This is a genomic window from Pseudomonas sp. LBUM1640 (assembly GCF_059716225.1).
Map to the genome: position 1 here is coordinate 3,633,244 of NZ_CP166816.1, position 18,262 is coordinate 3,651,505.

At 61.3% G+C, this 18,262-nt stretch carries 16 protein-coding genes; 10 read left to right on the top strand and 6 right to left on the bottom strand.

Annotated elements, in window-relative coordinates:
• Positions 1 to 67 precede the first annotated feature (67 nt).
• From ACA065_RS16240 to ACA065_RS16250, 3 genes are all read left to right on the top strand, one after another.
• A complete protein-coding gene (locus ACA065_RS16240) occupies positions 68 to 1,306 on the top strand; it encodes an MFS transporter (RefSeq protein WP_497695360.1) in 1,239 nt (412 codons plus the stop codon).
• Positions 1,307 to 1,448: 142 nt separating this feature from the next.
• Positions 1,449 to 3,035 carry an ABC-F family ATPase gene (locus ACA065_RS16245; RefSeq protein WP_083358272.1) on the top strand — a complete coding sequence of 529 codons (1,587 nt, stop codon included), beginning with the start codon at positions 1,449 to 1,451 and terminating at the stop codon, positions 3,033 to 3,035.
• A gap of 264 nt (positions 3,036 to 3,299) precedes the next feature.
• Positions 3,300 to 4,475: an MFS transporter gene (locus ACA065_RS16250; RefSeq protein WP_497690553.1), complete on the top strand. Its 1,176-nt coding sequence runs from the start codon at positions 3,300 to 3,302 to the stop codon at positions 4,473 to 4,475.
• Here the strand turns inward: ACA065_RS16250 and ACA065_RS16255 are convergent.
• Positions 4,469 to 5,506, bottom strand: coding sequence for an alpha/beta hydrolase family protein (locus tag ACA065_RS16255; RefSeq protein ID WP_497690554.1), 1,038 nt, complete (start codon positions 5,504 to 5,506; stop codon positions 4,469 to 4,471). The genes ACA065_RS16250 and ACA065_RS16255 overlap by 7 nt on opposite strands.
• 240 nt (positions 5,507 to 5,746) lie before the next feature.
• On the bottom strand, positions 5,747 to 6,358 hold the full coding sequence (locus tag ACA065_RS16260) for an FMN-dependent NADH-azoreductase (protein WP_197627987.1): 612 nt from the start codon (positions 6,356 to 6,358) through the stop codon (positions 5,747 to 5,749).
• Between the two features lie 233 nt (positions 6,359 to 6,591).
• Here ACA065_RS16260 and ACA065_RS16265 point away from each other — a divergent pair, with 233 nt between their 5' ends.
• Positions 6,592 to 7,782 (top strand): MFS transporter, encoded by a 1,191-nt coding sequence (locus ACA065_RS16265; protein WP_497690555.1) that lies wholly within the window; start codon positions 6,592 to 6,594, stop codon positions 7,780 to 7,782.
• Here the strand turns inward: ACA065_RS16265 and ACA065_RS16270 are convergent.
• Complete coding sequence (locus tag ACA065_RS16270) at positions 7,748 to 8,674, bottom strand: AraC family transcriptional regulator (RefSeq protein WP_497690556.1); 927 nt, start codon at positions 8,672 to 8,674, stop codon at positions 7,748 to 7,750. The genes ACA065_RS16265 and ACA065_RS16270 overlap by 35 nt on opposite strands.
• 158 nt (positions 8,675 to 8,832) lie before the next feature.
• On the opposite strand from ACA065_RS16270, the gene ACA065_RS16275 reads away from it, so the two are divergent.
• The 3 genes from ACA065_RS16275 to ACA065_RS16285 all read left to right on the top strand — a co-directional run bounded on the left by ACA065_RS16275 (position 8,833) and on the right by ACA065_RS16285 (position 11,665).
• Positions 8,833 to 10,212, top strand: coding sequence for an NAD-dependent succinate-semialdehyde dehydrogenase (locus ACA065_RS16275; protein ID WP_497690557.1), 1,380 nt, complete (start codon positions 8,833 to 8,835; stop codon positions 10,210 to 10,212).
• A 194-nt stretch (positions 10,213 to 10,406) separates the two neighbouring features.
• Positions 10,407 to 11,315 carry a LysR substrate-binding domain-containing protein gene (locus tag ACA065_RS16280; protein ID WP_497695361.1) on the top strand — a complete coding sequence of 303 codons (909 nt, stop codon included), beginning with the start codon at positions 10,407 to 10,409 and terminating at the stop codon, positions 11,313 to 11,315.
• Positions 11,312 to 11,665 carry an MmcQ/YjbR family DNA-binding protein gene (locus ACA065_RS16285; protein WP_497690558.1) on the top strand — a complete coding sequence of 118 codons (354 nt, stop codon included), beginning with the start codon at positions 11,312 to 11,314 and terminating at the stop codon, positions 11,663 to 11,665. Before ACA065_RS16280 ends, ACA065_RS16285 begins: the two co-directional genes overlap by 4 nt.
• Here ACA065_RS16285 and ACA065_RS16290 read toward each other — a convergent pair.
• The 3 genes from ACA065_RS16290 to ACA065_RS16300 form a co-directional block, all read right to left on the bottom strand.
• A complete protein-coding gene (locus ACA065_RS16290; RefSeq protein ID WP_497690559.1) occupies positions 11,652 to 12,944 on the bottom strand; it encodes an amidase in 1,293 nt (430 codons plus the stop codon). The genes ACA065_RS16285 and ACA065_RS16290 overlap by 14 nt on opposite strands.
• 119 nt (positions 12,945 to 13,063) lie before the next feature.
• Positions 13,064 to 13,447 carry a DUF1294 domain-containing protein gene (locus ACA065_RS16295; protein WP_497690560.1) on the bottom strand — a complete coding sequence of 128 codons (384 nt, stop codon included), beginning with the start codon at positions 13,445 to 13,447 and terminating at the stop codon, positions 13,064 to 13,066.
• Complete coding sequence (locus ACA065_RS16300; RefSeq protein WP_497690561.1) at positions 13,444 to 14,274, bottom strand: undecaprenyl-diphosphate phosphatase; 831 nt, start codon at positions 14,272 to 14,274, stop codon at positions 13,444 to 13,446. Before ACA065_RS16300 ends, ACA065_RS16295 begins: the two co-directional genes overlap by 4 nt.
• 226 nt (positions 14,275 to 14,500) lie before the next feature.
• Between ACA065_RS16300 and ACA065_RS16305 the strand changes: the two genes are divergently transcribed.
• The 3 genes from ACA065_RS16305 (at position 14,501) to ACA065_RS16315 (ending at position 18,213) form a co-directional block, all read left to right on the top strand.
• Positions 14,501 to 16,135 carry a methyl-accepting chemotaxis protein gene (locus ACA065_RS16305; RefSeq protein ID WP_497690562.1) on the top strand — a complete coding sequence of 545 codons (1,635 nt, stop codon included), beginning with the start codon at positions 14,501 to 14,503 and terminating at the stop codon, positions 16,133 to 16,135.
• 996 nt (positions 16,136 to 17,131) lie between these two features.
• On the top strand, positions 17,132 to 17,695 hold the full coding sequence (gene pnuC / locus ACA065_RS16310) for a nicotinamide riboside transporter PnuC (protein ID WP_497690563.1): 564 nt from the start codon (positions 17,132 to 17,134) through the stop codon (positions 17,693 to 17,695).
• Complete coding sequence (locus ACA065_RS16315; protein ID WP_497690564.1) at positions 17,692 to 18,213, top strand: AAA family ATPase; 522 nt, start codon at positions 17,692 to 17,694, stop codon at positions 18,211 to 18,213. Before pnuC ends, ACA065_RS16315 begins: the two co-directional genes overlap by 4 nt.
• Positions 18,214 to 18,262 lie beyond the last annotated feature (49 nt).

Consider the following 18,262-nt stretch of genomic DNA (forward strand, 5'->3'; position numbering starts at 1 on the left):
ACATAGCGCGCGTGTCACTAACCCAATGAGTGTTCAGCCCCAGAACACCCTTGCCGAAGATAACGCCATGGCCCATCCCGCCGACCTGCGCACTACCCTGTCCCTGGACAGCCTGAATTTCTTCCTGGCGGATGTACGCGACGGCCTCGGGCCCTACTTGGCGATTTACCTGCTGGCCGTGCATAAATGGGACCCGGCCAGCATCGGCGTAGTCATGACCCTGGCGGGCATCGCCGCCTTGATCACCCAAGGCCCGGCGGGCGCGTTGATCGACCGCACGCGCAGCAAGCGCGCGGTGATCGCGGTAGCCGCCATCCTCGTGACCGTCAGTTGCCTGGTGTTGCCGTTTGTCAGCTCGTTCAGTTGGGTGGCGTTGACCCAAGCAGCCAGTGCCGTCGCTGCCTCGGTATTCGCCCCAGCCATTTCGGCGATTTCCCTTGGGATTACCGGGCCGCGCGCCTTCACCCGCCGTACCGGGCGCAACGAAACCTTCAACCACGCCGGCAATGCCGTGGCGGCGCTGCTGGCCGGTGGCCTGGCTTATCTGTACGGCCCGGTGGTGGTGTTTTACCTGATGGCGTTTATGGCGGTGGCCAGCATCGTTGCGGTCAGTTGTGTCTCAGCGTCGGCGATTGATCATGAGGTCGCCCGCGGTTTTGACCCATCCCATGCCAGCGAACACGAACAGCCGTCCGGCGTCAGAGTGTTGCTGGCTAATCGCTCGCTGCTGCTATTCGCCATTTGCTGCGCCCTGTTTCACTTGGCGAATGCCGCCATGTTGCCGCTGGTCAGCCAGAAGCTGTCGCAGATCAACCTGCAAATGGCCACGCCGCTGACCTCGGCGTGCATCGTCGCCGCCCAATTGGTGATGGTGCCGATGGCCTGGCTGGTGGGCAACAAAGCCGATGTGTGGGGGCGCAAGCCGCTGTTGCTGGCCGGTTTCCTGATTTTGCCGTTGCGCGGGGTGCTGTACACCTTGTCCGACGACCCTTATTGGCTGGTCGCCGTGCAGATGCTCGACGGCATCGGCGCGGGGATTTTCGGCGCGCTGTTCCCGGTGATCGTCAAGGACCTGACCCAAGGCACCGGCCGCTTCAACGTCAGCCTGGGCGCGCTGTCCACGGTGTTTGGCCTGGGCGCGGCACTGAGCAGCAGCCTGGCCGGTTTTGTGGTGCAACAGGCCGGTTACAACGCGGCCTTCTTGACATTGGCGGGCGTCGCGGCGTCGGCCTTGGCCCTGTTATGGCTGGCCATGCCGGAGACATTGGCAAAACCATCGTTCGCACGCATTACAACTGTCACCTGACATATGCGACAATGCGCGCCAAATTCCAACACACATCCAAAATTTTCTGCTCAGCGACCGGGTTTCGCGCCTTGATGTCGCTGTTGACGCACGCCTGAAGGCTCCTGCCGCCACGCTCGCAACCCATTGATAGGTAAAGTAATTGATCTCCACAGCTAACATCACCATGCAGTTCGGCGCCAAGCCGCTCTTCGAGAATGTCTCGGTCAAATTCGGCGCCGGCAACCGTTATGGTTTGATCGGTGCCAACGGTTGCGGCAAGTCGACCTTCATGAAAATCCTCGGCGGCGACCTCGATCCGTCCGGCGGCCAGGTCATGCTCGAGCCGAACGTACGCCTGGGTAAGTTGCGCCAGGACCAGTTCGCCTACGAAGAATTCACCGTGCTCGACACCGTGATCATGGGCCACGAGGAGCTGTGGAAGGTCAAGGCCGAGCGCGACCGTATCTACTCGCTGCCGGAAATGAGCGAAGACGACGGCATGGCCGTTGCCGAGCTGGAAACCGAGTTCGCCGAAATGGACGGCTACACCGCCGAATCGCGTGCCGGTGAACTGTTGCTGGGCCTGGGCATTCCCCTGGAACAACACTTCGGCCCGATGAGCGAAGTCTCCCCAGGCTGGAAACTGCGCGTCTTGCTGGCCCAGGCGCTGTTCTCGGACCCAGAAGTGCTGTTGCTCGACGAACCGACCAACCACTTGGACATCAACACCATCCGCTGGCTGGAAAACATCCTGACCCAGCGTTCGAGCCTGATGATCATCATCTCTCACGACCGTCACTTCCTGAACAGCGTGTGCACCCACATGGCTGACCTGGACTACGGCGAGCTGCGCCTGTTCCCGGGCAACTACGACGAGTACATGACCGTGGCGACCCAGTCCCGCGAGCAACTGCTGTCGGACAACGCCAAGAAGAAGGCGCAGATCTCCGAACTGCAATCCTTCGTCAGCCGCTTCTCGGCCAACGCCTCGAAAGCCAAGCAGGCCACTTCGCGTGCCAAGGCAATCGACAAGATCCAGCTGGCCGAGGTCAAGCCTTCGAGCCGTGTGAGCCCGTTCATCCGTTTCGATCAGAACAAGAAGCTGCACCGCCAGGCTGTGATGGTCGAAAAAATGGCCAAGGGTTTCGACGGCAAGCCACTGTTCAAAGACTTCAGCTTCCAGGTTGAAGCGGGCGAGCGTGTTGCGATCATCGGCCCGAACGGTATCGGCAAGACCACCCTGCTGCGCACCCTGGTCAACGAACTGACCCCGGATGCCGGTAGCATCAAGTGGACCGACGCCGCCGAACTGGGCTACTACGCTCAGGATCACGCGCACGACTTCGAAGATGACATGAGCCTGTTCGACTGGATGGGTCAGTGGACCCAGGGCGAACAAATGATTCGCGGTACGTTGGGCCGGATGCTGTTCTCCAACGACGAGATCCTCAAGTCGGTCAAAGTCATCTCCGGTGGTGAGCAAGGCCGCATGCTGTTCGGCAAGCTGATCCTGCAAAAGCCGAACGTGCTGATCATGGACGAACCGACCAACCACTTGGACATGGAATCCATCGAAGCGCTGAACCTGGCGCTGGAGAACTACCCGGGCACGCTGATCTTCGTCAGCCACGACCGTGAGTTCGTATCGTCCCTGGCCACCCGCATCATCGAGTTGAGCGCCAATGGCGTGATCGACTTCAGCGGCACCTATGATGACTACCTGCGTAGCCAAGGTGTGGTGTTCTAAACCGCTGCACTGCCTTTGTGGCGAGCAGGCTTGCCCTGCGTTGGGCTGCGCAGCGGCCCTGAAATCAAACACCGCGTTTTGCCTGGCAGAACGCGGTGTTTTTTATGGGGGCTGCTGCGCAGCCCAACGCGGGGCAAGCCCAATCGCCATAACAAGCCTGCTCACCACAAAAGCACCGGCCATCAAACAAACTAGTTAGCCTGCTTCCTTTTCCCCCAAGCCCTTGCCATCATGCCGTCACCGCCCGCCCGCGAACGAGTGACCATGCCTGCCGCCGCCCCCAGCTCATTGTCGATCACCCTGCAGATCGTCTCCATCGTCTTCTACACCTTCATCGCCTTTATCTGCATCGGCCTGCCGATTGCGGTCATCCCAGGCTATGTACATGAACAATTGGGCTTCAGCGCGGTAGTGGCCGGGGTCACCATCGGTTCGCAATACCTGGCCACCCTGCTCAGCCGCCCCATGGCCGGGCGCATGTCCGACAACGTCGGCACCAAGCGCGCGATTGTGCTGGGCCTGGCCGGTATTCTGGTCAGCGGTGTGCTGACGTTTTTCGCCACCTTGGTGCAGAGCCTGCCCGCCCTGAGCCTGGGTATCCTGATTGTCGGCCGTCTGCTGCTTGGCGTGGCCCAGGGCCTGATCGGCGTGGGCACCATCAGTTGGTGCATGGGCGCAGTCGGCGCCGAACACACGGCACGCTCGATTTCCTGGAACGGCATCGCCTCCTACGGCGCCATCGCCATTGGCGCGCCGTTGGGCGTGGTGATGGTGGCCGAATATGGCTACACCAGCCTCGGTATTGTCCTATCAGTGCTGGCCGGGTTGGGCTTGGTGCTGATCCGCAACAAACCCTCGGTGCCAGTGGTGCGTGGCGAGCGGCTGCCCTTTTGGGCAGTGTTCGGGCGCATCGCGCCGTTTGGCACCAGCCTGTGCCTGGCGTCGATTGGCTACGGCACACTGACGACGTTCATCACCCTGTATTACCTCAACCGCGGCTGGGCTGGCGCGGCGTACTGCCTCACGGTGTTTGGCGTGTGTTTTATCCTGTCGCGCCTGGTGTTTATCTCGGCCATCAGCCGTTTTGGCGGATTCAGCGCGGCGATTGCCTGCATGATCATCGAAACCCTCGGTTTGACCCTGCTGTGGCTGGCGCCGACCACCGGTGTCGCCTTGATCGGTGCCGGGTTGACGGGTTTCGGCTTGTCACTGGTGTACCCGGCGCTGGGCGTAGAAGCCATCAAACAGGTGCCCAATAGCAGCCGTGGCGCCGGGTTGAGTGCGTATGCGGTGTTTTTTGATCTGGCCCTGGCGATTGCCGGGCCTTTGATGGGTGCCGTGGCGCTGAACCTCGGCTATGGCTGGATCTTCTTTTGTGCCGCGCTGTTGTCGGTCACGGCGCTGGCCCTGACCGTGTTGCTCAAGCGCCGCGCTTACTGATCGGCGGTCTGCAAACCGGCACGGGTTGCCTGGCCCAGGTTGTGGGAGAAGAAGCGCCCCGCCTCTGAGATCAAGTCGCGGTGAATGCCTTCGCGATCAACGCCATCGGCATCGGTGCAAATAGCCGGCATCGCCACCAACTGGTCGCTGTCACACGGCGCCATGAACACGAAATGCCCTGCCCCCGCCAACAGTTTGAAGTCCGGCGGCTCCGGCAGTTTACGCGCCAGGGCAGCAGCATTTTTATCCACGGCCACCAACTTGTCGCCATCGCCGCTGTACAGCAGCACGGGCACATGCACATCGGCCAGGGTATGGCGGCCGAACATCAGGCTCAACGGCGCCATCAGCATCAACGAATGAATACGCGGGTCAGCCTGCGGTTGCAGGTCGTCACGGTCGATTACCAGTTCACCTTTGGTGGTGCAGGCATCGCGGTCTTCCGGGCGCTCCTGGCAATAGCGGCGCAGGCGGTCGAAATCCGGCTTGGCGCCGGCCAGGATCAACGCAGTCTCGCCACCCGCCGAGTAGCCGATCACGCCCACTTGATCAACGTTGACGAACGGCGACAGCATCGGGTCGCCGAGGGTGGCGGTGATGGCTTCAGAAATCTGTATCGGCCGGCCGTACAGGTTGCTCACGGTGCCCAGGCGGCTGTGATCCTTGTAGTTGTCGCCGGGGTGCAATACCGCCACCACCACAAAACCCTTGCGCGCCAGCGACGTGGCCAGGTCGTGCAACGCCAGTGGCGTGCCCGTGTTGCCGTGGGACAGCATCAGCATCGGAAAGCGGCCGATGGCGACTTTGGAGTCTTCGGAGGCGGCGACGTGGTAGGCGCCCAACTGTGTGCTGTGTTCATCGTCGGTGGACGGGTAAAACGCGATGGCCTTCATCGGCTGCGAATCCAGCGGGTCGAGAAAGGTCATGCGATGGAAGCCCACACTCCAATGCGGGTGCGGCGCTGGGGCGGCGTGCACTGAAATCAGGCCACCGAGCAGGGAGAGAACCAAAACAGCACAAAGACGCATCATGGGGATGTTCACCTTTGCTGCGCGACCACGTTCAACACCCGCGGCATGTCTATATGAGAAGTCCATGGTTCAAGGCGCTCGCACCGGTTGATAAACCCATACGTGCATAACCTGGGCCAAGGTAGTGACAGCGGGTAAACGAAAAAACTCCGTACTCCGGTCGTTTGAGGCGACCAGAATACAGAGTTTAGGCGCCCGGTTTCAGATTGGAACCGGGCGAAGGCAAAATTTACACAAGCCTTACGCGGCGGCGAACAATTGTTCGTTGATAACCACGTTGGCGTCGCTCAAGGCTTTGCTGCGCACTTCTTCACCGTAGGCCAGGCCCTGGGCGCGGACGAACTCGATGTCAGTGATGCCAAGGAAGCCAAACACCAGTTTCAAGTAGTCTTCATGGCCAACATTGCTTGCCTGGCCGGCGTGCAGGCCGCCGGCGGTGGAGACGATGATCAGCTTCTTGCCACCGCACAGGCCTTCAGGGCCGGCTTCGGTGTAACGGAAGGTCTGGCCGGCCACGGCGATGCGATCAATCCAGGCCTTGAGCTGCGAAGGCACCGAGAAGTTGTACATCGGCGCGCCGATGACCACGGCGTCGGCAGCGATGAATTCGGCCAGCGACGACGCGCTGAGCTCAGCCTCGTGCTGTTGTACCGCGTCGCGCAATTCAGCCGCGGTGCCCAGGGCGCCCAGGGTCAGGCCGGAAAAGTGGCTGATGCCTTCGCTCGCCAGGTCACGGTAAGTCACTTCCACACCCGGCTCAGCCGCTTGCCAGGCCTTGACCACACCAGCGCTGAGCTGACGGGAAGCCGAGTTGTCGCCAAGGATGCTCGAATCGATATGCAACAGTTTCATGCGGAATCTCCAAGTGAGGATCGCGACCAGGCGATCGAGTGAGGCTGATCCTACACATGAACCCAATAAACGATTAGCCGGCTAAAATATGACTGTTCGTCCTGCCAGCAGGACAATCCATTGATTGGCAAAACCCAATCCGACAGGCTTATTGCCCAATCCTCTGCAGCACTGGATTTCGCCCACGCTTCACTTCATTCTCGCCGGCAGTTCCTACAGCCACCGGCCGCGCCATGCACCCACACACGCCCGCACTGACCAAGGGGCTGACCCTTATCCTCGCCATCTGCTGCGGGTTTTCGGTCGCCACGATTTACTACAACCAAGCGATGCTGCCGCTGATTGCCAATACCTTCGAGGTGTCCACCGCGCACGTCGGGCAGATCGCGATGCTCACGCAGTTGGGCTACGCCAGCGGCCTGCTGCTGTTCGTGCCGCTGGGCGACCGTATCAGCCGGCGCACGCTGATCCTGGCTGTGTTGTGCATCAACTTCATCGCCCTGCTGGCCTCGGCCACGGCACCGTCTTATGCCTGGCTGCTGGTGGCGAGCGTGCTGCTGGGGCTGTCGGGCATCAGCGCGCAGGTGATCATCCCTGCCGCTTCGGACCTGAGTAGCGTTGAACAGAAAGGCGTGGTGCTGGGCTTGATGGTCAGCGGTTTGTCGGCCGGTGGTTTGCTGGCCAGGGCCGTCAGCGGCGTGGTCAGCGGCTGGCTGGGCTGGCGCGGCATGTTTGCTGTGGCAGCGGCGTTGGATGTGCTGCTGTTCATGGCGATCCTGACGCGCATGCCGGTGTCGATTTCGACCAGCAAACTCGCGTATGGCGCCTTGCTCAAATCCCTGTGGGGCCTGGCCCGCCAGCACCCGACCTTGCGCCAATCAGCCGTCAAAGGCGCGTTGGTGTTCGGCGCCTTGAATGTGTTCTGGGGCTCGATGGCGGCCTTGCTGGCGTTGCCGCCGTATGGTTTTTCCAGTGCCCAGGCCGGCCTGCTGGGTCTGTCGGCCATCGTCGGGATTCTTTGCGCATCCACCATCGGCCAACACACCCGGCGCCACGGCCGCTTGCTCGAGCGCGTCGGCATCACCACGGTGCTGGTGGCGTTTATTCTGATCTACACCCTGGGCCTCAGCGGCTGGTGGTGGCCGATCCTGATCGCGGCGACCTTTCTCGACCTGGGCAACCGGACCAACCAGTTAGCCAACCAGACCCGCGTATTGGCGCTGGAACCGTCAGCCACCAGCCGCCTGAACACGGTGTTTATGGTGGTCTACTTTATCGGCGGCGCCTTGGGTTCCGCCGCCGGCGCATTCGCCTCCGAACACTACGGCTGGCAGGGCCAGGCGCTGACCGGTGCGGCGTTTGCCGGGCTGGCGTTGCTGATGACCCTGTTCAATGCGACGACACATAAATCGACGCCGACGTAGGCGCCGGCAACGCATACGTGCGTTTCATCCACTGGATCTCTTCCTGTGGCGTGCGCCCGAAGAAGCGCTTGAACTCACGGCTGAACTGCGAGGCGCTTTCATAGCCGACCTTGGCACAGGCCGTGGCGGCCGTAATGTCATTGCGCAACATCAACAAGCGCGCCTGGTGCAGGCGCGTGGACTTGAGGTATTGCATCGGCGAGGTGTCGGTAACCGTGCGAAAGTGCGCATGAAAACTCGGCACGCTCATCATCGCCTCCGCAGCCAGCTCCTCCACGTTCAGGTGCTCGTGGTAGCACCCATGAATCTTGCGGATCGCCCGCGCCACCTTGCCGAACTGGCCTTGGCGGTTGAGCGCGGCGCGCATGGAGCCGCCTTGCTCGCCCGTGATGATCCGGTAGTAGATCTCGCGCATCAGCGAAGGGCCGAGAATTTGCGCCTCCATCGGCGTGCTCATGGCCTCAAGAAAACGCAGCAGTGATTCGCTGAGCTGTTCATCCATCGGCGATGAATACATGCCCCGGGGCTTGGCCTCAACCAACGCCGGGAACTCATCCAGCGCCACCATCAACTCAGCCGCGAGGGTGAAATCCAGCCGCAAGTACACCGCCAGCATGGGTTCTGCTTCAGTGGCCTCGGTCTCCATGGTGAACGGCACCGGCACCGACACCACCAAATAGTGCTGGGCGTCATACAGGTAAATCTCTTCGCCCAGATAACCGCGCTTGCGCCCCTGGCAGACAATCACAATGCCCGGATCGTAGAGCACCGGCACCCGCTGCAAAGGCCGGTTGGAACGCAGGAAGCGCACGTCATCCAACGCGGTCAGGTTATAGCCTTCCACAGGCGCCAAAGCGCCCATCAGCTCGATGATTCGTTGGGTACGGCCCATGGTGCGCGGCTCCTGGGGAAAACCGCACGTTACTGCGCAAACCTCGCCATGGCTACGCGCTCATAGGAATAGGCAATCAGCACATTGGAATGGATATTCGCTCATCCCGCCTATTTCCGTAGCCTGAAACAGCACATTCAGCCCTCGGAGATTGCCTCATGCTTATCGTCTACAACCCTGCCACTGGCGAAGAAATCGGCCGCGTTGCCAAGCACACCTCAGCCGAGGTCAAGGCGGCGGTGGACCGCACCTGCGCGGCCTTCCCGCAATGGTCCTCCAGGCTTGCCAAGGAACGCAGCGAGATCCTGCGCCGTTGGCACGACGCCGTTAAGGCCGACAGGGAAGCCTTCGCCGAACTGCTGTGCCGCGAAAACGGCAAGTGCCTGAGCGAAGCCCGCGGCGAAATCGACTACGGCCTGGGCTTTATCGAGTGGTACGCCGAAGAAGCCAAGCGCGTTTATGGCGACACCCTTCCCACCCACGACCGCAACGCCAACGTGCTGGTGACCAAGGAAGCCATCGGCCCGGTCGCGGCGATCACGCCGTGGAACTTCCCCTTCATGATGATCACCCGCAAAGTTGCCACGGCCTTGGCGGCCGGCTGCACCATGGTGATCAAGCCCGCCGAAGACACGCCGCTGACCGCCTTCAAGCTGCTGGACTACGCACGCAAGGCCGGTATCGAACCCGGCGTGCTGGAAGTGGTGGTTGGCGACCCCAGGGAAATCGGCCTGATCTTCACCGGCGACCCGCGCATCCGCAAAATCACCTTTACCGGCTCCACCGGCGTCGGCAAGTTGCTCGCTGCGCAATGCGCGGCCACCATCAAGAAGATGACCCTGGAACTGGGCGGCAACGCGCCGTTTATTGTGTTTCAGGACGCCAATCTGGATGAGGCGGTCAAGGGCTTGGTCAGTGCCAAGCTGCGCAACTCCGGGCAGGTGTGCATCTCGCCGAACCGCATCTTTGTGCAGCACAGCATCCTCGAGGACTTCATCAAACGGGTGAAGGCGGCCGTCGCCAAGATCGAAGTGGATCAAGGCCTGCGCGAAGACTTTGTGGTCGGGCCGCTGGTCAATCAACTGGGGTTCGACAAAGTCGTGCGCCTGGTCGAAGACGCCAAGGCCGCCGGCGCCACAGTGCTGATGGGCGGCAAGCCCCACGCCAAGGGCGGCTTGTTCTACGAACCGACGGTATTGACCGGTTTGCAGGACGACTCACCGCTGGCCACCGAGGAAATTTTCGGCCCGGTGTTCGCCATCTACTCGTTCAAGGATGAAGAAGAAGTGATTGCGCGCGCCAACCAGACCGAGTTCGGCCTGGTGGCCTATGCCTATACCAGCGCCTTGGGCCGTTCATTGCGCCTGTCGCGCCAGCTGGAGGCCGGCATGGTGATCCTCAACTCGGGCTCGGTCGGCACCGCGTCGATTCCGTTTGGTGGTATCAAGCAATCGGGCTATGGCCGCGAAGGCAGCTATTACGGCATCGAAGAATATGTGCATGTGAAGTATGTGCTGATGGCCGGCGCGCAGTTCTAACCCCTGTAGAAACTGGCCTCCTGTGGCGAGGGAGCTTGCTCCCGCTGGGGTGCGTAGCGCCCCCAAAAAAGCGGGAGCGCTGCGCACTCCAGCGCAAGCAAGCTTGCTCGCCACAGAGATCGCCACTATTTGTAGTGGATTTGCCCTCGCCAGACGCGGATAGTTCGTCCCACTGACAGGACAATAGGTTGACCATGCAAGACCTCAACGACCTCTACTATTTTGCCAAAGTCGTCGAAGCTGGCGGCTTTGCGGCGGCGGGCCGATTGCTGGGGATTCCCAAGTCGCGGCTGTCACGGCGTATTGCCGAGCTGGAAGAACGCCTCGGCGCTCGGCTGTTGCAGCGCACCACCCGCCAACTGACCCTGACCGCCGTCGGCGAGCGCTATTTGCGCCATTGCCAGGCCATGCTGCTGGAAGCGGAGATGGCCGACGAGGCCGTGGCCAGTATGTCCAGCGAGCCGCGCGGGCGCCTGCGGGTCAGTTGCCCGGTGGGCATGGCCCAGCACATGCTGCCGAACATGGTCGCTGGGTTTCTCGCTGCCCACCCACTGGTGCAGCTTGAGATGACCTTGGTCAACCGCCGCGTCGACCTGGTCGCCGAGGGCATCGACGTGGCCCTGCGCGTGCGCGAGTCAGGCGATGAAGACCCGCTGCTGGTGACCAAGCGCCTGCGCCAGGCCCAGACCATCCTGGTGGCCAGCCCGGAATTCATCCGCGAGCGGCACATCGACAGCCTCGAAGACCTCAAGCAACTGCCGGTACTGGGCGCGCTGGAAGCCGACCGCCTGGTGCACCTGCGCCTGATCGACCCGCAAGGCAACACTGAAGACTTGGCGCTGGAAGCCCGCCTGGGCATCGACGACTTCATCGTGCGCAAAGCCTGCGCCATGAAAGGCCTGGGCTTTACCGTATTGCCGATGATGTACTGCGAACAAGAATTGGCCAGCGGCCAATTGGTGCAACTGCTGCCGCAATGGTCGTCGCCGGGCGGCTGGTTGCAGGCGGTGTACCCACACCGACGTGGCGTGCTGCCGGCCATTCGGGCCTGGATCGACTACCTGGAAGAAGCCTTCAAGGGCTGCGGAGACCGCTTGCTATGAAAATGAACGAGGAACAGGTGGCCACTTTCTGCCTGAGCCTGCCCGGCGCGCGGGAAGACTACAAATGGGGCGGCGTGCGCGTGTTCTCGATTGCCGGCAACAAGATGTTTGCCCTGCAAAACCTTCGCGGCGAGTCATTGGCGTTCAAGGTCGACAAGGAACTGTTCCTCGGCCATGTGGACCGCCCCGGCATCCACCCGGCGCCCTACCTGGCGCGGGCGCAGTGGGTCATCATGAACACGCCTTACCCCTTGGGCGCCGAGGAACTGCGCGGCCTGTTGCAGCGCTCTCACCAGTTGGTCGTGAGTAAACTGCCCAAGCGCACTCAGGTGGGGCTCAGGTTGGATTGACAAACGGCAGTGCGCGCTCAATGGCCATCGCCGCCGCCAACGCTAAATGCTCGTGCCACGGTCGCGCGACAATCTGCACACCAACCGGCAAACCCGACGCATCCGTACCCGCACGCACCACCACACAGGGCCAACCCGCCAGGCTGTAAGGCAAAGTGTGGCTGAACAGCCCTGGCCGCATCTCTCCCAAACGCGGCGCGGCGGCGGCGTCAACCGGGCACAGGATAAGGTCGTAATCCGCCATAAACCCCAACATGGCACTGCGAAACTGGTCCCAGTCTGCAAACAGCTTTATCGCCTGCGCCCCGGAGCCTTTGCTCATCGCCCAATAGCGTTCAGTAATGTCGCGAGAATGCCTGAGTGCCCAGGGGTACGCGCTATGCAGCACCGCGCCTGCGTTTTCCAACAGGTGTGCAGCCACCTGCAAAGTTGCCTGGGTTATCTCATCGACGGGCTCTATGCCACCCTCGCTGTACCAAGCAACGCGCAAACCACTCAGTGCTTGAGGATGCACAGCACGCAGGGGCATTGGAATCACCCCGGCATCCTGGCCATCTTCGCCGGCAATCACCTGGAGTACCAAGGCCAGGTCTTCGACATGCCGGGCCATCGGGCCAATCTGGCTGCGACAGTCGCTCAACCCACCCGGATGATCGAAAACACCGGTGTTGGGGACGCGGCCACTGGTGGGTTTCAACGTACAAACACCGCAAAAATGCGCCGGCACGCGCAAGCTGCCACCGGAATCACTGCCCAGCCCCAGCGGGGAAAGCCCTGCAGCAAGCGCCGCGGCTTCACCACCGCTGCTGCCGCCAGGGCTATGGGACAACGCGTGCGGGTTACGTGTGGCGCCGTAAACAGGGTTGTCGGTCACCCCACCGCCGCCGCCCGGAGGGCAGTTGCTTTTGCCGAGCAAAATGGCACCGGCCGCTTTCATGCGCGTCACCACTACGGCGTCCTGCTCCGGCATAAAGCCCGCCCGATCCATCAACCCCGCCGCCGACACCACGCCACGGGTATCGATAACGTCTTTGACGGTAAAGGGAACGCCCTGCAGCACGCCGCCATACTCACCTTGAGCGATTGCACGGTCCGCCGCCCATGCACCGGCCAGCGCCGTCTCGGCACACACTTGCACCAGTGCGTTAATCGAAGGGTTTTGCGCCTCGATACGGGCCAGGTAGGTGAAAACAATCGCGGTGGAGGTAAGCTTGCGCTGCTGAATCAGTGCGGCAAGCTCAGTCGCTGAATGGCGTAGCAATGAATCCGAAAAAGACATCCGTGTTAGCCCAATACGTTCAAGTGCCTGGAGAATAACGCCTGTGGGCTGCCGGTTCATATCGATGATTGGGTCAGGAGCTTCCCGCAATCTTGTAGGGAAGATCCATCCCCCCTGGCCTATATCACTGACAGCAACGTACCGCCGAGGAATAACTGATCAAGCCAGAACACCTCGTGCAGCAGCACAATCACCCAAAACAGCACTTGGTACGACACCTTGCGCGTCTTGTGGCGGAACACCTGCTGGGCGATCAACGCGCCTGGCCATCCGCCCGCCAGCTCAACGGCGTGCAGGATATTCTCGCGAACGCGCGGGCCATCGGCCTGAGCCTTGCGCTTGTCGCCCCAGTACAGGAAAAACGCCACCACGCTGACCACGCCATAGGCCGCCAGCGGGATCACCGTCTCACCGCGATACCACACCAGTGCCGCGCCAAGCAGCGGCGCGGCGCACAGCAGCACAAAGATCAGCGCCTTCAGGCGCGGGTGCTGAATGTTCATGGCTTGACCGCAGACCAGTCGATCCAACCGAACTGCCAGGTCGCCAGGATCACCACGCCAAAGGCAATGCGATACCAGGCGAACGCCGCATAACTGTGGCTGGCGATGAACTTGAGCAAGGCCTTGACCGCAATCATCGCGAAGATGAACGAGGTGACAAAACCGATGGCGAACACCGGCAAGTCATCCGGCTGGAACAGGTGACGGTACTTGTAGCCCGAATACACCGCCGCACCGACCATGGTCGGCATGGCCAGGAAGAACGAAAACTCGGTGGCGGTCTTGCGCGACAGGCCGAACAGCAGGCCGCCGATGATGGTGGCGCCGGAACGTGAAGTGCCCGGAATCATCGCCAGGCATTGGGCCAGGCCGACCTTGAGCGCGTCTTTCCAGGTAATCTCGTCCACGGTTTGCGCGTGCACCGCATGCTGGCGGCGTTCAGCCCACAACATGATCACACCGCCCACCACCAGCGCGGTGGCCACGGTGATCGGGTTGAACAAGTAATGCTTGATCAGGTCGGCAAAAATCACCCCCAGCACAATCGCCGGCAGTACCGCGATCATCAGGTTAACCGTGAAACGCTGGGCATTGCGCTGGGTCGGCAAGCCGATGACCACGTCGAAGATCTTGCGCCGAAACTCCCAGACCACGGCCAGGATTGCGCCCAATTGAATGATGATGTTGAACGCTTCAAAGCGTTCACCGCCGAAGCCGATCAAGTCGGCGACGATGATCTGGTGGCCGGTGCTGGAAATCGGCAGGAACTCAGTCAGCCCCTCCACAACGCCAAGAATCAATGCCTGTATGGCGGTCCAAAAATCCATGCTTCCCCCAAAGGTCATGCGCGGTGGCATGCCTTGTCTGTCTTTTTAATGGTTCACTGACGCAAGCGCACTCAATTTCCGCTGCTGATTTTCAACATCGGTCTGCAAAAATTTCGTGAAAAATCAGGGAGTACTCAGGTTTTCCGATTACAGGCCGAAAGCCTATCAGACACGCTGGAATTGTCGATGCAGCACACAATTATAAAAAGCAGGGAGTGACAGGACGATGAACAGTTTGCGCAACATGTCGATCAGCCGCCGTCTGTGGCTGATCCTGATAGTCGCCGTGTTGATGCTGCTGACCTTGGGGCTGTTGATGCTCAAGCAGATCCACGGCGACCTCTACCAGGCCAAACGCCAGCAAACCCAGCACGTGGTGCAGACCGCCAGCGGCGTGCTGGCCTATTACCAGAATCTCGAAAAAACCGGCGTATTGACCCGCGACGTGGCGCAAAAACAAGCGCTCAGCGCGGTGCGTGGCCTGCGCTACGACCACGACGATTATTTCTGGATCAATGACCTCACGCCCGTGATGATCATGCACGCGGCCAACCCCAAGCTGGATGGCCAGAACCTCTCGGCGATTCGCGACCCGGATGGTTTTGCGGTGTTCAACGAATTTGTGATCCTGGCCAAGGCCAAGGGCGCTGGCATCGTCAACTATCGCTGGCCGAAGCCCGGCGCCGAAGCACCGGTGGAAAAAACCTCCTACATCCAACTGTTCGAACCCTGGGGCTGGATTATCGGCTCCGGCGTGTACGTGGATGATGTGCAGGCCGAGTTCAAAGGCCAGGTATGGAAAGCCTCACTGATTGGTCTGGGCATCGCGCTGGTGATGGCCGTGCTGGTGCTGCTGATCGCCCGCAGCATCGTGCAACCGTTGCAGGCGGCAGTGAACGCCATGGCCAATATCGCCAGTGGCGAAAGCGACCTGACGCGCAGCCTCGACACCCATGGGCGCGACGAAGTCACCCAGTTGTCCCAGCACTTCAATAGCTTTACCGCCAAGCTGCGCCAAGTGGTCGGCCAACTGCAGGTGTGCGCCAACGCGTTGGGCCAGTCGTCCACGGAGCTGGGCACCAATGCCAGCCAGGCGCATGACCGCAGCCAGCAACAGTCGCAGCAGATGGAGCTGGTGGCGACGGCGATCAATGAAGTGACCTACGGCGTGCAGGATGTGGCCAAAAACGCCGAGCATGCTGCCAGCGAAATGCGTGACGCCCAGGCCCAGGCGCAGCAGGGCCAGGTGAACATCGACGGCAGTTTGCAGCAGATCGACCAGCTTTCCAGCACCATCAGCCAGGCCGTTGAGGTGATCCGCACGCTGTCCAGCGAAAGCACGCAGATTGGTGGGGTGCTGGAAGTGATTCGCTCGATTGCCGACCAGACTAACTTGCTGGCCCTTAACGCCGCGATTGAAGCCGCGCGCGCCGGGGAACAGGGCCGCGGGTTTGCCGTGGTGGCCGATGAGGTGCGGTTGCTGGCTCAGCGTACGCAGAAATCCACGGCTGAAATCCAGGTGATGATCGAGCGTCTGCAAGGTCATTCGGAAGCGGCGGTGAAGGTGATCAGCGACAGCCACAGTGCGTCGCAACTGACCATTGAACAGGCTGGTCAGGCGGGTGCCAGCCTCACCGCCATTGGCCAGGCGTTGCGCAACCTTAATGGGCTGAATGCTTCGATTGCCAGCGCGACCTTGCAACAGGCGCATGTGGTGGAGGACATCAACCAGAACGTCACCCAGGCGGCGGGGTTGTCCCACAGCACCGCGTTGGCGGCGGAGCAGTCGAGTGTGGCGAGTGCGCAGTTGCGTGGGTTGAGTGAACAGCTGGGTGGGTTGCTGCGCCAGTTCAAGGTTTAGCGCTCACTGGGGGGGGCTTTTTTATAGATTGAGTACATATCCGTTGTTTGGGTGATGGCTGAGATGGGTTCCGCCCTTACGGCGGGTCACTTTTGGAAAAGAGCCCCAAAAGTAACCAAAAGGGCTCTTGCCCCACCACTCGGCACCTCGCCTCCGGCTCGGTGTGCCCTCTCTCCGGCATTACTCCGCGGGCCGCCGCGACGGGCCGTCCCTGCCCCGTCGCGGCTAAACCGGCGTCCTGCCGGTTTACCCGCTCCGTAATACCTGCGTTCGGCCAGCGTGGTTTAACGGGGCGCCTAAGATCAAGATCAAAATCAAGATCAAGATCAAGATCTACAGCACGGCGGCCTAGTAGCCGACCTGAGTGGTTGAATCAAAAGCAAAGCCAAGGCGGCCTGACAGCCGACCTGCTTACTGAAGCTGTTCTCGGTCTAATTGTGGGAGCGGGCTTGCCTGCGATGGCATCGACTGTGTCTTACTGATGTACCGAGGTGTCTGCATCGCAGGCAAGCCAGCTCCCACAGAAAAGCAGCTCTGCTTTTGATCTGTTCTTGCTGTGCTGTTGCCCTGCTTTTGCTTCTACCACTCAGGTCGGCTACTAGGCCGCCGTGCTGTAGATTTTGATCTTGATCTGCTTTTGATCTGACAGGCCCCGTTAACCACGATGGCCGCAAGTAGGCACGGTGGAGCGGGTAAACCGGCAGGGATGCCGGTTTAGCCGTGCTGGGCCAGGGATGGCCCATCGCGGCGACCCGCGGAAACGGGCCGGAGTGCGGGCACACCGAGCCTAGGCGAGGTGCCGAGTGGTGGGGCAAAGACCTTTTGGTTACTTTTGGCTGGGCCGGCATTCCGGGCGTTTGCCAAAAGTGACCCGCTGTAAGAGCGGAACCATACGAAGCCGTTACCGCAGCAACGGATATGTACTCACATCTAAGTTTGAAGAAAACTCACCTCTGGTTACAATTACCCCCTCTCCCACTCCCCCAAGGAACCACCATGTCCGGGCTTGAACTGTTCGCCGCCGCGCTGGGGGTGATCGCCGTCTGGCTGACGGTCAAACAGAACCCCTGGTGCTGGCCCATCGGCCTGGTCATGGTGTTGCTCTACACCTGGGTGTTCTTCGACGTAAAACTCTACTCCGACATGCTCCTGCAAGTGGTCTACGCCGCCCTGCAACTCTACGGCTGGTGGCAATGGACCCGCGCCGGCACCGTCAAGCAAGGCCGCCAGGTCACAAGCCTCGGCTGGCCTGCGATCATGACCAGCCTGTTCGTCGGCGCCGTGTTCAGCCTGCTGCTCGGCGCCGCCATGGCCCACTGGACCGACGCCGCCCAGCCGTGGCTCGACGCCGCCCTTACCGGCTTCAGCCTGGTGGCGCAAATGTGGATGGCACAAAAACGCGTGCAGTGCTGGCCGCTGTGGATTGCCGTGGATGTGATTTTCGTCGGGCTGTTCCTCTACAAAGGCCTCTACCTCACCGCCGCGCTCTACGCCCTGTTCACCGTGATTGCCGTGCAAGGCTGGCGTGAATGGCGCACCGACTCGGCGTTGCATGCATGAAAGTCGTGGTACTGGCCGGGCCCGAGTCCAGCGGCAAAAGCTGGCTGGCGGCGCAGTTGCACGCGCACTTCGGTGGGCTGATGGTCGGTGAATACGTGCGGTATTTCATCGACCATCACCAGCGCGACACCACCTTGGCGGATATCCCGGCGATTGCCCGTGGCCAGTTGGCCTGGGAAGACGCCGCCCGCGACGAGCAACCCACCTTACTCGTCCTCGACACCCACCTGCTGACCAACAAACTGTGGAGCCAAACCCTGTTCGGCGATTACCCCGCATGGTTGGACGACGAATTGCTGGCCCGCCATTACGACCTGCACCTGCTGCTCTCTCCCGAGGATGTGGAGTGGACCGCCGACGGCCAGCGCTGCCAGCCGGAACTGGCTGATCGCCGGGCGTTTTTCCAGGGCAGCCTGGCGTGGATCGAGCAGCACCGGCAGCCCGCCGTGGTGATTCGCGGCGACTGGGCAGAACGCCGCGCCCAGGCATTTAAAGCGGTGACGCAACTGCTGGCTTGATGCTCAACCCGTAATACCGACCATCGGGTCAACGCAGTCCCTTTCCCTG

Bases quoted from the DNA above. Each gene is read 5' to 3' on its own strand.
- ACA065_RS16240 (WP_497695360.1), top strand. From the start codon at position 68: ATGGCCCATCCCGCCGACCTGCGCACTACCCTGTCCCTGGACAGCCTG.
- ACA065_RS16250 (WP_497690553.1), top strand. From the start codon at position 3,300: ATGCCTGCCGCCGCCCCCAGCTCATTGTCGATCACCCTGCAGATCGTC.
- ACA065_RS16255 (WP_497690554.1), bottom strand. From the start codon at position 5,506: ATGATGCGTCTTTGTGCTGTTTTGGTTCTCTCCCTGCTCGGTGGCCTG.
- ACA065_RS16260 (WP_197627987.1), bottom strand. From the start codon at position 6,358: ATGAAACTGTTGCATATCGATTCGAGCATCCTTGGCGACAACTCGGCT.
- ACA065_RS16265 (WP_497690555.1), top strand. From the start codon at position 6,592: ATGCACCCACACACGCCCGCACTGACCAAGGGGCTGACCCTTATCCTC.
- ACA065_RS16270 (WP_497690556.1), bottom strand. From the start codon at position 8,674: ATGGGCCGTACCCAACGAATCATCGAGCTGATGGGCGCTTTGGCGCCT.
- ACA065_RS16275 (WP_497690557.1), top strand. From the start codon at position 8,833: ATGCTTATCGTCTACAACCCTGCCACTGGCGAAGAAATCGGCCGCGTT.
- ACA065_RS16280 (WP_497695361.1), top strand. From the start codon at position 10,407: ATGCAAGACCTCAACGACCTCTACTATTTTGCCAAAGTCGTCGAAGCT.
- ACA065_RS16285 (WP_497690558.1), top strand. From the start codon at position 11,312: ATGAAAATGAACGAGGAACAGGTGGCCACTTTCTGCCTGAGCCTGCCC.
- ACA065_RS16290 (WP_497690559.1), bottom strand. From the start codon at position 12,944: ATGTCTTTTTCGGATTCATTGCTACGCCATTCAGCGACTGAGCTTGCC.
- ACA065_RS16295 (WP_497690560.1), bottom strand. From the start codon at position 13,447: ATGAACATTCAGCACCCGCGCCTGAAGGCGCTGATCTTTGTGCTGCTG.
- ACA065_RS16300 (WP_497690561.1), bottom strand. From the start codon at position 14,274: ATGGATTTTTGGACCGCCATACAGGCATTGATTCTTGGCGTTGTGGAG.
- ACA065_RS16305 (WP_497690562.1), top strand. From the start codon at position 14,501: ATGAACAGTTTGCGCAACATGTCGATCAGCCGCCGTCTGTGGCTGATC.
- pnuC (WP_497690563.1), top strand. From the start codon at position 17,132: ATGTCCGGGCTTGAACTGTTCGCCGCCGCGCTGGGGGTGATCGCCGTC.
- ACA065_RS16315 (WP_497690564.1), top strand. From the start codon at position 17,692: ATGAAAGTCGTGGTACTGGCCGGGCCCGAGTCCAGCGGCAAAAGCTGG.